General features: G+C 47.1%; 11 protein-coding genes. 2 read left to right on the top strand and 9 right to left on the bottom strand.

The window, feature by feature from the left end; all coding sequences use genetic code 11:
- Positions 1–15: 15 nt before the first annotated feature.
- The 6 genes from kdsB to GF401_14305 form a co-directional block, all read right to left on the bottom strand.
- Positions 16–771 carry a 3-deoxy-manno-octulosonate cytidylyltransferase gene (gene kdsB, locus GF401_14330; GenBank protein ID MBD3346230.1) on the bottom strand — a complete coding sequence of 252 codons (756 nt, stop codon included), beginning with the start codon at positions 769–771 and terminating at the stop codon, positions 16–18.
- Between the two features lie 22 nt (positions 772–793).
- Positions 794–1081 (bottom strand): Asp-tRNA(Asn)/Glu-tRNA(Gln) amidotransferase subunit GatC, encoded by a 288-nt coding sequence (gene gatC, locus GF401_14325; protein MBD3346229.1) that lies wholly within the window; start codon positions 1079–1081, stop codon positions 794–796.
- Between the two features lie 47 nt (positions 1082–1128).
- Complete coding sequence (locus GF401_14320) at positions 1129–3336, bottom strand: AAA family ATPase (protein MBD3346228.1); 2208 nt, start codon at positions 3334–3336, stop codon at positions 1129–1131.
- Entirely contained in the window at positions 3329–5221 is a 1893-nt protein-coding gene (locus GF401_14315; protein MBD3346227.1) for a type II/IV secretion system protein, read from the bottom strand. The genes GF401_14320 and GF401_14315 overlap by 8 nt, the downstream gene beginning before the upstream one ends.
- 54 nt (positions 5222–5275) lie before the next feature.
- Positions 5276–6322: a thiamine-phosphate kinase gene (gene thiL / locus GF401_14310; protein MBD3346226.1), complete on the bottom strand. Its 1047-nt coding sequence runs from the start codon at positions 6320–6322 to the stop codon at positions 5276–5278.
- Between the two features lie 62 nt (positions 6323–6384).
- On the bottom strand, positions 6385–8829 hold the full coding sequence (locus GF401_14305) for a hypothetical protein (protein ID MBD3346225.1): 2445 nt from the start codon (positions 8827–8829) through the stop codon (positions 6385–6387).
- 437 nt (positions 8830–9266) lie between these two features.
- On the opposite strand from GF401_14305, the gene GF401_14300 reads away from it, so the two are divergent.
- The gene (locus GF401_14300; protein MBD3346224.1) at positions 9267–10241 is read left to right on the top strand and encodes an adenosine kinase; all 975 of its coding nucleotides are present in this window, start codon (positions 9267–9269) and stop codon (positions 10239–10241) included.
- 34 nt (positions 10242–10275) lie between these two features.
- Here GF401_14300 and GF401_14295 read toward each other — a convergent pair whose 3' ends face one another.
- The 3 genes from GF401_14295 to GF401_14285 are packed head-to-tail and all read right to left on the bottom strand — an operon-like array spanning position 10276 to position 13068.
- Positions 10276–11892, bottom strand: a complete 1617-nt coding sequence (locus tag GF401_14295; protein ID MBD3346223.1) for a hypothetical protein — start codon at positions 11890–11892, stop codon at positions 10276–10278.
- The gene (locus GF401_14290; GenBank protein MBD3346222.1) at positions 11819–11989 is read right to left on the bottom strand and encodes a hypothetical protein; all 171 of its coding nucleotides are present in this window, start codon (positions 11987–11989) and stop codon (positions 11819–11821) included. The genes GF401_14295 and GF401_14290 overlap by 74 nt, the downstream gene beginning before the upstream one ends.
- A gap of 11 nt (positions 11990–12000) precedes the next feature.
- On the bottom strand, positions 12001–13068 hold the full coding sequence (locus GF401_14285) for a hypothetical protein (GenBank protein ID MBD3346221.1): 1068 nt from the start codon (positions 13066–13068) through the stop codon (positions 12001–12003).
- 234 nt (positions 13069–13302) lie between these two features.
- Here GF401_14285 and GF401_14280 point away from each other — a divergent pair.
- Positions 13303–15176: hypothetical protein (locus GF401_14280; protein MBD3346220.1), on the top strand; the 1874-nt coding region annotated here is incomplete at its 3' end.

Genomic DNA, 15176 nt, shown 5'->3' with positions numbered 1-15176 from the left:
GATGTCACTATCTTTTCAGAATTTTACCTGAGAACCGACCCGTCGGCGAAATTCCTCAAGATCTTCGGGTGTATCGATTCCCTGTGATGTATAGTCATACTCAAGACAGTGGATATTCATCCCGAATTCGAGAGCCCTGAGCTGTTCGAGTTTTTCCTGCATCTCAAGCGTACCCCTTGGAAATGAGCAAAACCGTTCGAGTCCTTCCCTGGTAAACCCATAAATACCGATATGTTTATACGCGCCCTTTTCGTCACCATCCCGTTCAAAAGGTATGGGAGCACGAGAAAAATAGAGCGCCTCTTTCCGGCAATTGAGCACCGCTTTAACTACATTCGGATCCATTTTTTCTTTTATTGTAGCATTTGATACACAGGTAAGCAAGCTATTATTATCTAATCTGTGAAGATTTTGAGAAAAGTCTTGAAGAATCCGTACCGGGGTTTCCGGCTCATCGCCCTGAAGATTCACGAGATACTCAAAGGGCATCGAGCGGGCGACCTCCATCATGCGGTCGGTACCGGACTTATGCTGCGTCGAAGTCATGATAACCTCGCCCCCATGGGACTTTACAGCATCATAAATCCGTCCATCGTCGGTGGCAACGACGACGTTACTGAAAGCATGGGATTCATATGCCCGTTTATACGTCCACATAACCAGGGGAAGTTTGTTTACTTTGGCGAGTGGTTTTCCCGGAAGCCGCACCGAAGCATATCGTGCCGGGACAACGCAAAGAATCTTTCCGGTATTTACCGATTTGTTTTCCATTGCAGCAGTGTATACGAGATAATTATGAAGCAATCACTTTGGGAATCGCAAAATGTCCTTTTTTGACTTTCGGGCCATTTGCCAGAGCTTTTTCCCGGGGCAAAGACTCCATTGCGACATCATTTCTGAGGGGATCGTGTTTCGGCACCATAAAGCATGTGGGTTCGACATCATCGACCGGCGCTTTATTCAACTGATCGACATGTTCGATCACCGAGCCCAGCTGTTCGGTAAAAGATTCTATTTCCTCTTCGGATAATTTCAATCGCGCCAACGCCGCCACATGCTCAACATCTTTTCTGTCAATCATCCCCTAATCCTTTCTAAATCCGGTTTGGAACCGTAGCTCGATAATGATCAGGCCGGTTCGAGTTTTGCTAACCGGGCAATCATTTTTCTGCGTACGCTGTCGTCAAAGAGAATAGTCAACCGCAAATCACCGCCGAATCCGCTCAGATTAACAATCCGGCCTCGTCCGAATTTCTCATGAACAACAAACTGGCCAAGCCGGTACTCTACCGTATCCTGAGAAAAATTGTCATGTTCAAGACTTTTTTGTGGTTCTCTCTTTTCTTCGATGCCCATTTCACGCCGTCGAAAGAGCTGGGCCGTACCTTTATCGCAAAATTCGTACAATTCTTCTGCAATGCTTTCGAAAAAACGGGTTTTTTTCATGCGCATAACACTGCCGAATCGCCACCGTTGTTCGGTAAATGAGCAATGGAGTGATTTTCTGGCTCTGGTTATTCCGACATATAATAACCGCCGCTCTTCTTCCAGCCGCTCGGGGTCTTCGAAATTGAGTGCTGAAGGCAGAATCCCGTCTTCACATCCAGCAATAAAAACGACATCGAATTCGAGTCCTTTGGCACAATGGAGCGTCATCAGATTTACCGCTTCATCCTGTTCCTCCCACCGGTCGACATCGGTGGCAAGTGAAACCTCTTCAAGAAACTGACCCAGGTTTTTGTCGGGCCATTCACCCGACCAGAAACGGAGTGTATTATGAAGTTCGTTGATATTTTCGAGCCGCGCCACCGATTCTTCACTCTCATCCGCTTCAAGCATGGCAATGTATCCGGAATTTTCAAGCATATGCTCGAGAATTGTCTGGGGAGACTGCCCTTCATCGTTCAATTGAATAAGGGTGTTAAAGAGGGTTTTAATTTTTTCCAGTCCCTTTTGAGCCCGTGCTCCAAGGGGTGTCAGATCCTGGCTCAACACTGTTCCAAGAAGGGAACGTCTGGTTGACCGGGCGAGTTTCTGCAGCGCCTGCTTTGATTTCTCACCAAGACCTCTGGCAGGAGTATTCATTATACGTTCAAAAGAGATATCATCCGATGGATTAACGACCAGCCTGAGATAGGCCATACAGTCTTTAATCTCTTTTCGCTCGTAAAAACTCATGGCGCCCACGAGAATATAGGGAAGATTTCTCTTTCGGAATTCTTCTTCAAAAGCCCTCGACTGGGCATTGGTGCGGAAAAGCACGCAGATTTCCCCGGGTTTAATACCCTTATTCGTATGCTCTTTAATTCTGGAATAAATTGCCTCTGCTTCATGACGGTCGTTCTGATAGCGAACGATTTCGATGGGGAGGCCTTTTGCCTTTTGACACCAGAGACGTTTTGATGCCCGTTGCTTGCCCGAAACAATAACTGCATTGGCAAAATCGAGAATCGGTTGAGTAGAACGGTAATTCTGTTCGAGAGTAAAAATTCTGGTGTTTTTAAAATGTTTTTCAAAGTTGAGAATATTTTCGATATGCGCACCCCGCCAGCCGTAAATGCTCTGATCATCATCCCCAACCGCAAAAATATTATTATGTGATTCGCTGAGAATCTTTACAAGGTTAAATTGTGAAATATTGGTATCCTGATACTCATCCACAAGAACATGGGAAAAGTTATTCTGATAAAAGTCCCGGGCCGATGCTTCTTTCCGGAAAAGAGATACCGTATTGGTGATAAGATCGTCAAAATCCATGGCATTGAGCGAGATGAGGCTGGATGTATAACTGCGATATATGCGCGCAATCTGTTCGTCATAGTATCCGCCGGTTCGCTTTTCGACTTCCTCCGGCGAGAGACAGCGGCTTTTAAACCGTCCAATCGCCTGGATAGCCTGACGGGGAGCGATCCCGCGCTCATCGATTTGCAGCTCCTTAAGGACTTTTTTAATCAGCGCTGTCTGATCATTCCTGTCGTAGATCGAAAAGGAAGACTTATAACCAAGACTAGGCGCCTCTCTGCGTAAAATACGGACGCAGAGAGAATGAAATGTTCCTATCCACAGGCCCTCACAGGGAATCCCGATAAGCGCTTCGATCCGCTCTTTCATTTCCCGAGCGGCTTTGTTTGTAAAAGTCGCTGCAAATATCCGATTAGGATAGATGCCTTTTTCCTGTATAAGAAATGCTATTTTTGCTGTAAGTACTCGTGTTTTACCCGTGCCTGCTCCGGCAAATACCAACTCCGGCCCATCATCATAAAAGACCGCCTGTCGTTGAATATCATTAAGGGGAATTTTGTCGGTAGCACGCCCGGGAGCACCGGTTCTAATCATCCTGTGTGGCTCCCAAAACCTGTTCTATTGTCGTAAGACCATCTATGGCTTTTCTCAAGCCGTCTTTTCTCAATGTATCGAATGTACCTGTTGTAACTAAATGCTTCTTTATTTCATCGGAAGATCCTCGTTGCAGCACCAGCCGCCGGACTTCATCATCGGGCACCAGAAGTTCAAATATTCCGCACCGTCCCCGATAGCCTGTTCCGTTGCACTGACGACACCCTTTTCCCTTATACAATACAACCCCCGGCTTGAGGCCTAACCGTTGTAGGAATTCCGGTTCGGGATTGTAGGGTTCCCGGCACTTAGAGCAGACTTTTCGTACCAGCCGCTGCGCCAGAATGCCGATTATGGTAGAAGAAAGCAGGAACGGTTCGACACCCATATCAATAAGCCGGGTAAATGCACTGGCGGCATCATTGGTATGAAGTGTAGAATATACTAAGTGACCCGTAAGCGCCGCCCGGATAGCCATATCACACGTTTCCGCATCGCGCATCTCACCAACCATAATGATGTCGGGGTCCTGACGTAATATGGCCCGCATTCCCTCGGCGAACGTATACCCGGCCTTGGGATTAATCTGGCCCTGACTGATTCCTTCAAGATTATACTCCACCGGATCTTCCATAGTAACGATATTCTTTTTATTGCTGTAGTGAGCACTGAGTCGCCTGAGACAGGCATAGAGCGTACTACTCTTACCACTTCCGGTAGGCCCGGTTACCAGAACAATACCGTCGGGATGGCGAATGACATCATCAAAACGAGCGAGTGTACCGGGAAGAAATCCGAGATCTTTGAGCTGCATCATATTACCGGACTGATCGATTACACGGAGTACGACTTTTTCGTTAACTCCTCTGGACCGGGTCATTGATGGAAATGTTGAGACCCGAAGATCGATTTCCCGCCCCTGATGCCGTATTTGAAAGTGACCATCCTGAGGTTTTCGCCGTTCGGCAATATCCATCCCTGCCATAATTTTTATTCGTGACACGATTTGCGCCCGCATCTGGAGTGGAATGGGGTTCTTTTCCACCAGTTCACCATCAATACGATAGCGAAGGCGGACATATTGTTCGAGCGGTTCGATATGGATATCCGACGACCGTTCGTTAACCGCCTGAGCGACAATGACATTGACTATTTTAACGACCTGAGCGCCCTCTTCATCAGTCAATTTAACATCGTCATACTCTTCTTTTACAAGATCGATATCCTGATGAGGAGCATGGTCTAAAAGTTCGGTCATTTGCTCGAGCTTGAGCGAGTAATTCCGCTCGATGGCGCCCATAATTGAATTTTCGGTGGCAATGACCGGCTCGATCTCTCTGCCGCTTTTGAATTTCAGATGGTCGATAGTCCGAAGATTGGTCGGATCGGCCATGGCGACGGTAATGATACCTTCTCGTTCAAAAAGAGGAATAGCCTTGTATTTCCGAAGCATCTCTTCGGGAAATACTTTAATAAGATCTTTATTGAAAGAAAAATTTTCCAGCACTACATGTTGGATATCCAACTGAGCGCTTAGAGCATCAATAAGCTTTTCTTCGGTAATAAAACCGAGCTTTACCAGGCATTTACCCAGAAGCAATCCCGAATGCTTTTGTTCCTGCAGGCTGGTACTGAGCTGGTCCTGAGTGATAAGCCCCTGGTCGATGAGTACTTCACCAATTCTTTTCTTCTGCTCGAGTTGAATCTGACGTCCGAGAACACTGCTCAGATCATCTTCGCCAATGAAACCGAGCTTTACCAGGATAGTCCCCAGACTGACGCCGGTTTTCCGGTGCTCTTCAAGCCCCTTGAGAAGCTGCTCGTGGGTGATCAGGCCCTGGGAAAGAAGAATTTCACCGATCTTCTTCCGTCTTCGCCCCAGCATTCGTTTAATCTGTTCCTCTCTGAAAAAATGAGCTTAAAACTACTAATCGAATTACTACTTTTGCAACTTTTGAGCGGAGTCGTCATTCTTTTCTACATGGTCCCAACCCTGCGAAGAAAGCCGAACTTTCTTTTCATCGGGGTACTGCAGATATACTCCCTTTACCTTATCACTAAAATATCCAATGCGGGTAGCGGTCCCTAAATCAAAGGCCGGAGTAAAGCGGGGATCTGCACTCCATAGAAGCTCGTAATCTTCTCCGCCATGCAGAAACCACTGTTGCTGATCTCTTTTGAGAGCATTACCTAATTGTATCATTTCAGATGAAAAAGGTAAAGCATGAATGTCAAGTAATATCCCACACCTGCTTTCGTAGGCCAGCGTAGCGCATTCTTTGGAGATCCCATCGGAAACATCAATACAGGAATGCACATACCGGTTTCCCGCCAACCATGTTCCATAGTCAACCCGTGGTTCCGGTCGAACATGACGATCTATCAGAGGATTGAATCGCGCCATTGCTTTTTTTCTTCCCCATTTTTTAATGGCAGCAAGTCCGGCGGCACTCTCTCCAGGTGCACCGGTTACCCACAGGAAATCACCGGGTTTCGCCTTATCCCGCCGTAAAACCCTTCCAAAAGCCCGTCCGATCAGTGTAAGAGAAATCATCCAGCACGGCCCAGAAACAATATCACCACCAATCAGTTTGATATCCCATTTTCTGCAGCTTTCATTAAATCCTGCATATATCTTTTTCAACCGGTTTTCCAGATCCTTCAATTTTTTAGGAAAAACAATCTGAACAAGAGCCGCTTCAGGAACAGCACCCATCGCAGCACAATCACTGACATTGGATACCATTGCCTTATAGCCGATCTCTTTGAGGGTCATATAATCCAGAGAAAAATGGATATCCTCTACCAGCGAATCACCGGTAAAAACCAGTTTTTCCTTATTGCTGCAATGACGAACAACAGCATCATCACCGACACCGAAAGGATAGGTTTTTGATGGTTTATAGTTACAAAGAGGTTTGAGTTTTTCTAGGAGGGCGTATTCGGATGAAGGATACGTCTTTTTGTTTTTCGGGTTCCTGTTCATATAGATAAATATAAACTAATTGTCCGCTGTCCGGGGCTAAAAAACTGCAGAACTTAGAATGGTCAGTTACCGATCATTACAATTCGGGATGCCTGACGATTATGGGCGGAAACCCGAACGAGGTAAATGCCTGAGGTAAGATCGTTACTGGTGAGCAAATAATCCTGAGGACCAAATGCCTTGATTTTGGATACAACAGAACCGTCAATACCCACAATATCGATATTAAAAAGACCATCAAAGGGAACAGAGACGGCAATATTATCGGGACTATGGATATGGATTCCGAAGGATTGATCAACAAGTTCGGGATCATTGTCGACAGCAGTTTGGGAAAGTGAATAGATGGAAAAAGACTCATCCGAACGGTCGAGCGCCAGCGCCTCAGGATGACGGACCATCAGCTGGCAATGAGAGCATGCGATTGGTATACCCTGAAGTTCAAGGGGAATAGCCCAGGTATAAGAGTCTTTATGCGATGGAATCCGGTCGGCATGTCCTGTGCTGTTTTCCCCGATTGGTATCCACTGTCTGCCGTCATCCAGCGATAAAAGAAGTTCCACCGAATCGACGGCATCAGCATCGGCGCTCCAGCGAACCGTTACCTGGTCACCCACCCGAAAACGTTCGTTGCCGTTGGGAGAAAGAAGTGTTACAGCCGAATTGTAGAGATGATGATCGAGGATTTCTATTCCCGAGATGCCCGGTTCCTTTCCGGAAACCGGGATGAAGCGAATTTCCAGACCATTGCCATCATCAACCATTGCATCCGTTTCGATAATCCGAATGTCTGCTTGCCCCTGAATGGTGGCCTCATTCTGAGAAGAAGTGAAAACAGTATCATTTTCCACGATAATAGTCGCTGATGAACGATCACCAAAGGTTTCAATGCAGTGTAAGCGAAGCTTATAATGACCATCGGGTACCAGGGAAGAAGGAAAGGTTATTGTCATTGCACCTTTCCGGGCGCTTTTATAGATAGCGTGAGGTCCGGGGGCAAAAACGCGGGTAGTATTATATTCCTTGTTTGATTCAACCTCTATGCCGCCAGAAATAAAAGGAGATGCATCGAGCCATTTCCCATCAACCAGTCCTCCGCCTACATTGGCCTTCAGCGACGGATACTGGACCGATGTTTTCAGAATTCCGGTTCTGGTCGTGCCGTTTATGGTTGCGCTTGCTGAAATTGTTATTTCACCAACTGAGGAATCGGCGGTAAAAAGGCCGGTAGAATCGATTTTACCATCGCCATCAAGGGTCCATTCAATAGAAGGCTCAATATCAATAATATCTCCATTCCGGTCACAGGGAAGCGCTCTGAACTGGAGGGGGTTGCCCGGATTGACGGCTACCAGGTCGGGTTCGATTTTCAGAGAAGAAAAAACCAGGCCGTCTTCGGCAGTATAGGTAATGGGAAATATCAGGGTATCACAGCCCTCACCCCATAACGTTACCTGGGCAGTCTGTTTGTTAAAGGGGGCTTTAGCCTTATTGACAATACAGACGACATTCTGATCGGTGCCTTTCCCGAGAATCTGTGTGGTCAACCAGGGCGCATCTGCACGGGCTTCGAGATTCGGAAGTGTCGAACCGGGCGCTCCGGCGTTTACCGGTTTTATTGTTGTTGCCAGGAGTTCATCGTTTTTATTATGCCGGTCATCTAATGTCGGCGGTATTTCTTCCAAACGAAGGAAAGCTTTTTTTTTTAGAAGGATATCCGGATCTCCAAGCCATAAATCCCCGGCTTCATCAAAGCCGCCTTCAATTGGCGAATTAGCGGTGACCTGTATAGTCTCGCTTCCATCCTTCTTATACACCATCTGATTCTGAAACAGGACAACACTGTCTCTGGGAGCGCCGACACGCGCCCCCTGAGTTATTGTCAGCCAGTCATTGGAATTGGTTGCCCAGCGCATAACTCCCCATGAGCTTCCCGCAACATTCGCCTTCCTGATTCCCCACTCATTAACAATAGTAGCATCATCGCTTCTCCGCACCCGAGTAATAGTATAACCGTCCTGATTATGAGCGAAAAATGAGCCATCCGGTGATATCTCTCCTCCCATACCCGGGCGCTCATTGAAGATGCTCGCCTTTCCATCCTCAAGCTCAAAAACAGCGGCATGCCATTCGTCGTTGTGGAGAACAACAACACTGCCATGACTCAGTTCCGACGTCATGCTGAACTGAGAAACTCGATAAGGAAACTGGGCAACCGATTCCTTTGATTTCAGATATGTTTGAATTCTTTTTAATTTGCTGCAGTCATCGACTGTTGTGTAGTAGATCCAGTTTTTATGGGGCCAGTCTATCCAGGAATTTTCGGGTAGATTTTCCAGTAGAACAATTTCTTTGCCGGAACCATAAATGCCGGCAATACAGAGGCTTCCGTCTTTTTTTATATAAGCCAGTTCATTACCCTGCGGACTTATAACAGCACAACGTACCGGACCGGGATGTATTTGGGTGCTTTGGACAATCAGATCATTTTTAATTGTGTGCCGCATTATGGCTCCATAAAATGGCTTATGCCGGAGATATGTATTGTTATGAACGCTTACGGCAATACCGTCGAAGGCCTTCGGCGGGGCGATACCAACAGTAAGAACCACTATGAATGCAACAATTAATAATCGCATAACCAATTGAATTACCAGAAGGTTAAAAAATGGAAAACAAAGCTATTAAGGGGAAATATCCCTCTTCTAAGGGGTAAGATCTACTGCCACTGCCTGCGGGTTTTTTTATCAAAAAATTGAGTTCCTATCAATTCTTCGATTCTTCAATAATATATCCAAATATTTTTTGTTTTGCATGATTTTTTTTGCAGCCCATTGCTTGAAGCAATTCTGCTGCAACGCCTTTAGTTATCGTATGCGGATGAAAAAATACTATATTTCTTAGCATTCAAAAAAAAGGAGATATGCGAATGCTTGAAACAAAAATGAATGGAAAAAAGTGTATATCAGGCATCGGATCAGCGCTTGTTGATATACTTTTACAGGAAAGTGACGATTTTGTTGAGAAATCCGGCGCACCCAAAGGTGGAATGACCCTGGTGGATCGTGAAGTAATCGACGATCTTCTCTCAAAATCGGGCAATTCACCTGAAATCGTGCCCGGCGGTTCTGCATGTAATACTATCATGGGAGCAGGAAGACTGGGCGGTCCGGCCTGTTTTGTGGGCAAACGAGGTAACGATGATCTTGGCCGGCTTTTCGAAAAACAACTGAAAACATGCAATGTCGACCCGATACTCTTCCAATCGGATTCATCAACCGGAAGAGTGCTTTCAGTAATCACTCCCGATGCCCAACGGACCATGTTTACCTTTTTAGGTGCATCTTCCGAAGCTACCCCGGAAGAGATTCTGGAAGATCAGTATTCCGAGGCGGCGGTTGTCCATATCGAAGGATACCTGTTATTTAATGAACCATTGATAACAACAGCACTTTCGGCTGCAAAAAATGCCGGCGCCCTCGTTTCACTGGATCTGGCCAGCTTTACCGTGGTTGAAGCATCAAAAAATATTCTCGAAAGCCTGATCTCCAACTATGTTGATATTCTCATTGCCAACGAAGACGAGGCACGAGCCTTTACCGGTATTGACGATGAAAGCGGCGCACTTGAAGCTATGGCACAGAAAGCGGACGTTGCGGTCCTCAAAGTCGGTAAACGGGGAAGCTATATCGCTTCAGGCGAAAGGGTAACGAAAATCGGTATTAACGGTGACGGCTCCGCGGTTGATACGACCGGCGCCGGTGACCTGTGGGCATCGGGATTCCTCTATGGCCTGGTCAACGGCTATCCTGTTGAAAAATGTGGTGAACTGGGTGCTGCATGCGGCTATGAAGTGTGCCAGGTGATTGGAGCATCGATTCCCGATGCAGGATGGGACAGGATTCGAAAGCTGTTGTAATACTGCTCCCTGTATTTGTTTTCTCCCGGAAAAATCAACCTGCAGGATTGGAATCCGGAGAGGCGAGTCGGCGAAGTTCTGCGGTGTAATTACGGCAGATCCGGCTGCTTTTTTCTACGCCCGCGACCGGATCCAGAAGCGGAACGCTGTTGAGGCGGATATTAAGAAGTGCAAACCAGAACGCACCGATATGCTCATATCGGCCCACACTGCTCTTCAGCGCCTCATACTCCTTTATATGAGCGGTATCCCTGTCGAGCAGATATTTTTTTAGTTCCTGTGCCATGGATTCTGTTTTTTTGGCAATTTCTCCGGTTATTTTTATTTCCTCTCCCGGTTCTTCATTGTCGGCTGCAGAATAATCCACCCTGTCTCCGCACATGGCTCGTGTCAGCGCTGCGGTGCCGGTGTCATAATAGGAATAGCAATCCGGTGAAGTAGGGACACACCGGTAATCACCGTGGGGATGAAGCTTTGTTATGTAGATATCACAGGTGGGAGCATTGCCGGGGGTGCCGCGGCGTATACAGGAATAGATCGTTTCGGGAAGAATAGATTTCATACAGAGCATGGATTTGCATTTGGTGCAGAAACATGGCCGTCGTGTGCAGTGTGACGAAAACACATAATGACCCTTTCCCCAGGGACCGGTTTCAACAGGATTCGTCGGTCCGAAGAGAGCGTAAAGGGGAACGTTCAACGCGGCTGCGGCATGCATGGCGGCCGTATCACCAGTAATGCACCCCTTTGCAAAAGAGATGATCGCCATTGACTTGCGGAATGTTGTCGCTCCCGCAGCAAGCGTACACCCCTCGCCTATTCCCTGCTGCACTCCTGTTGCGCTGTCCAATTCCGCCAGAGCGCCGGTGACAACAATGCGCCATCCGTCTTTCACCAGCATCCTTCCAAGGGCAACAAAATGCTCCACCGGCCAGCGCTTCGCCGAAAAAGCGGCTCCCGGCTGAAAAATCATAATTTTCTCCTGCTCGCAATCGATACCTTGGGCGTCTAACCACCGAGTGGCATCCTCTTTTTCGTCCCTGGTCAGGAAAATCGAATATCCTCCCCCATGTTCTTTTACCGATGCAATCCTCCGGTAAACATCGGTTGCATGAAGGTTATTTGCCGGACGATACCAGGGGATGGCATAGAGATACTGCGACCAGGTGTCGGGAACAGCATGATTTCCTTCCCGGAGGTACTGCCGTCCTCTTTTTTCCTTTGCCGCAATCAGTGGCATCAAAGAGGATACATAGGAATGCTGACAAAGGTTATAGACGGTATCATACTCAACGCTGTTAATTGCCTGCAGCTGTTCTTTCAGGCTATCGAGACCGGCAGCGCCTTTCCCGCTGTTAATCCAATCCCGAATTTCTTTCCGGGAAAACCGGATTATTCGGTCACACCGGGGATTGTTTTCGATTCCCGCCTCGAATCCCTGTTCGACAAGAAAGTCGATCGAGCAATCGGGATCGCGGGCCTTAAGTCCCTCCAGAACCGGCGTGGCCATGATAACGTCACCGAGGTTGTTGGGGAGGATTATCAGGATTCGGGGATTTTTTTTCAACCGGTCCACGTTATTTATACCCCTTTTCGCCATAGGTATACGTCCGGGCGATCTCCGCGGCCGCCAGCACGAGAAGATCCTCATCGGTCAGCATCTCTTTGTCCAATTTGCAGCGAGCTTCAGCGAGCATCCGCTCAAATTCCCGGTCGATTGGGAGGCTGTCGTTCTGGTTCATAAGCATTGATGTAACATTTATTTCAGTGGGTTCCTGCCCAGCCATTCGGCGACACTATTCCAGAGGCGATACGCTTCATCGTTGGTTTCGGCAAGCTGATTGTTTTGTATCAGCTCTTGATCCGGCTGCAATTTACCGGACAGGGCATCCAGAAAAAGCGGTGTATTCACTTTATTGGTACAAACAGCCGTTATGCAGAGGGCAACCCGGGCGGTATCGACCTGAAGTTTGCTCCAGGAGTAATCCTTTGAAAAGAGGTGCCCGGCAAAGGGACCGATTCCAGTGATATTTTCGATCAGCCGCCGAGGCATCTCCTCAGTTGGTTCGGGCTTTTGGGCATACTGCGCTGCAGTGGCGCAATAGAAGAGCGTATCATCGAGAACGTCCCCGGCAGAGCTGGCGGTTTCCTGCAGTTCATTTTCATGCTCCATGCAGGCAAAAAAACTTGCTCTGATTTCATCGAGATCGGGCTCGGTATCGAGCAAGGTGGATACATCGCATACATGCTTGAGCCGCTGAGCGTCCTTGCCTTTACCGGTGGGGATTCCGAGCGTATCGGGACCAAGGGTGAGCAGTTTGTCGCCGATAATACTTGCCGGCGTCGGGAGCTCCGCCTTAACGGTTGCCTGATAAAGCTCTCCACACACCACGGGAATAAAACGAGTTTCATAAGGACTTCTCCGAAGCTGGATATCGAGCATAATCGAGGTCATGGGTGGATCGGTGAACATTGAGTTATAATAGAGGTAATAGCTCGAAATAGGTATCCAGGGCTTTGTTTTGTGGCGGCGGGGCTCCCAATGGGTAAAGGCGCCGTATTTTTGTATACAAAGGTCAAGGATTTCTTCAATGTCCCCGACAGGAATATCCGTGGCAATATCAACATCGATGGAAAACCGGTAAGGTTTCTTTAGAATGAGAAGGAGTGAATTTCCTCCTTTGAACTGATACGAAAGCCCGGCATCGGAAAGCTCGGCGACCAGCTCAAGACAGTGCACCGCCTGTTCGGCAAGCTCAGCCGGAGCATCGAATCGGCATGTTTCAATATGACTTTTTTCAAAATAGACAGGATCGGCAATCGTCATGAAATCCTCGCATTATGCATTATTCAATATATCATTATTAATAGTATATATTTATTGAAAAAGATAATCACGGTTAAAATGAAAGTCGAAGGTCAAGAGAAGAGGATAATGGATTGGGATGGTGGAGGAAAATAAGAAGTTATTCTTTTAAAAATACTAACGCTTGATTTTCAAAACACCGATAGTATAATAATGTATTCAATGCTGTAATGAATTTTTTCTCTTTTTCGTGTAATGAATAGAGCAATAACGATACTTCTTATCCTGATTGGGTTTCAGATAATTGGAGCCCAGGAGCAGGCGACTGCGGAAAAGGCGGCGGTCCTCCCCTTCTCGACGCTTCTGACTCCTCCCGAATGGGATGGGATAGGTCCTGCTCTGGGTGAGATCTGCGCGGCAAAGCTTTCCCATACCGGTCTTCAGATTCTCGACAGGAGACGTATCAATTCATTTATCACCGATATCGATTTTCCCTCTACCGGGTATTTCGATAAAACCAAGCTTCGTGAAACATCCGGCCGATATGGAATTACCGTCGTCGTTAAGGGTGAATTCCTCTTTTCCATGGGGAAATGCAATATCACAGGGAAGGTTATCGACGCCGAATCCGGGTTGATAATAAAGACTATCGAGAAACTCGTGCCTGCAAAGGGGAGTGAAATAATCAAAGTACTCAATGATATTGTTAGTGGAACCGCATCGGTCCTCAACCTCTCCCAATTATCCGAGGCGCTTACCGCTATCGAAAAGCAGGGAAGCGGCAATATCGAGGCGCTCACCGAATTCGGTCTTGGGTTCGACGCTCACATGGGGATAAGCGATTCAATCGATTATCGCAAAGCATATAAACATTACTCTGCAGCATTGAGGGAAGATACTGATTTCGATCTGGCCCGTTCCTACCGCGCACTCATTGCCCCAGAACTCGGAGAGGACCTTCCGGAAATCGAAGAAAGGGAAACGCCCCAACCGGAAATAGATTCGCTCGATTTTTCCGAGGCCCTTCCGGCCGAAAAGGAAATTATGGAACTTCCGGCGGATTCGGCAACCCAAAAGGATTCAACAGACACGCTGGAGCACGATATTGCCGGACCGGTACAGCAAAAGCCGGTATCGGAAGAAGATACTGTCGAATATGAAATTGTCCGGACTTATTACAGCGACGGCACACTCAAGGAAGAAGCGCGATATAAAGACGACGAACGGGATGGACTCACCAGACACTTTTATCCGGGCGGCAGCCTGAAAGCAGAAATATATTACCAGGCTGATATTCCCGACAGTGTCTGCCGTCTTTATTACGAAAACGGCGCGACTATGTCCAAAGTCTTATACGTCAAGGGGCGAAGGGAAGGAATCAGTAGAACGTATTATCCCGACAGTGCTCCCCGAAGTATTATTCCCTTTAGAAGGGGAAAACCGCATGGAGAAACAGAGCATTATTATAAAAATGGTGAAATCAAGCAGAAGGCCACCTATGAAAACGGGAAACTCGTCGGAAATTCCTTTCTTTATTATGAAAGCGGGAAGCCGAAAGCCAGGTTGAGCTATCATAATAATAAACCCGACGGTGTTTCGAGGCTCTTTTACGACAACGGCCAACTGAAAAGTGAGACCTTTCATACAAAGGGAATTCGTGAAGGGCCGACTACCATCTATTATGCAAACGGTCTGGCCGAAAAGATCGAAATGTATCATAATGGAGAAATTGACGGCAAAGTGAAGGGATTTTATCCAAACGGAGAACTCGAGTATATTTACAATTACAAGGACGGTGTCAGACATGGCCCTTGCACAGAATATTATGAGAACGGTTCTTTAAAAAGCAGAACAAAATACAGAAAGGGCGAGATTGCCGGCAAACAGATATCATGGTACCCAAAGGGTGAAATCAAAGAGAAAATCAAGCGGAACAGGGACGGCAAAGAGACTGAAGTTATCACCTACTACGAAAATGGAGAACCAAAGCTTGAAATGAACTTTCGAAAGGGCAAGAAAGAAGGTACCCATCTGCGGTACTATTCCAATGGGAAAGTCCAGGCAAAACTTCACTATAATAACGATAAATTAAAGGGTGTACAAAAGTATTATACCAAAGACGGTCGGTT

The organism is Chitinivibrionales bacterium, assembly GCA_014728215.1.
Taxonomy (GTDB): domain Bacteria; phylum Fibrobacterota; class Chitinivibrionia; order Chitinivibrionales; family WJKA01; genus WJKA01.
The sequence above is the reverse complement of the archived record's forward strand: the minus strand, read 5'-3'. Positions and strand labels throughout refer to the sequence as shown.

What these genes read in the sequence shown, in the direction of transcription:
- thiL (MBD3346226.1), bottom strand. Translation starts at nt 6,322, where the DNA reads ATGAACAGGAACCCGAAAAACAAAAAGACGTATCCTTCATCCGAATAC.
- GF401_14290 (MBD3346222.1), bottom strand. Translation starts at nt 11,989, where the DNA reads ATGCTTATGAACCAGAACGACAGCCTCCCAATCGACCGGGAATTTGAG.
- gatC (MBD3346229.1), bottom strand. Translation starts at nt 1,081, where the DNA reads ATGATTGACAGAAAAGATGTTGAGCATGTGGCGGCGTTGGCGCGATTG.
- GF401_14320 (MBD3346228.1), bottom strand. Translation starts at nt 3,336, where the DNA reads ATGATTAGAACCGGTGCTCCCGGGCGTGCTACCGACAAAATTCCCCTT.
- GF401_14295 (MBD3346223.1), bottom strand. Translation starts at nt 11,892, where the DNA reads ATGAGGATCTTCTCGTGCTGGCGGCCGCGGAGATCGCCCGGACGTATA.
- GF401_14285 (MBD3346221.1), bottom strand. Translation starts at nt 13,068, where the DNA reads ATGACGATTGCCGATCCTGTCTATTTTGAAAAAAGTCATATTGAAACA.
- GF401_14315 (MBD3346227.1), bottom strand. Translation starts at nt 5,221, where the DNA reads ATGCTGGGGCGAAGACGGAAGAAGATCGGTGAAATTCTTCTTTCCCAG.
- GF401_14300 (MBD3346224.1), top strand. Translation starts at nt 9,267, where the DNA reads ATGAATGGAAAAAAGTGTATATCAGGCATCGGATCAGCGCTTGTTGAT.
- kdsB (MBD3346230.1), bottom strand. Translation starts at nt 771, where the DNA reads ATGGAAAACAAATCGGTAAATACCGGAAAGATTCTTTGCGTTGTCCCG.
- GF401_14305 (MBD3346225.1), bottom strand. Translation starts at nt 8,829, where the DNA reads ATGCGGCACACAATTAAAAATGATCTGATTGTCCAAAGCACCCAAATA.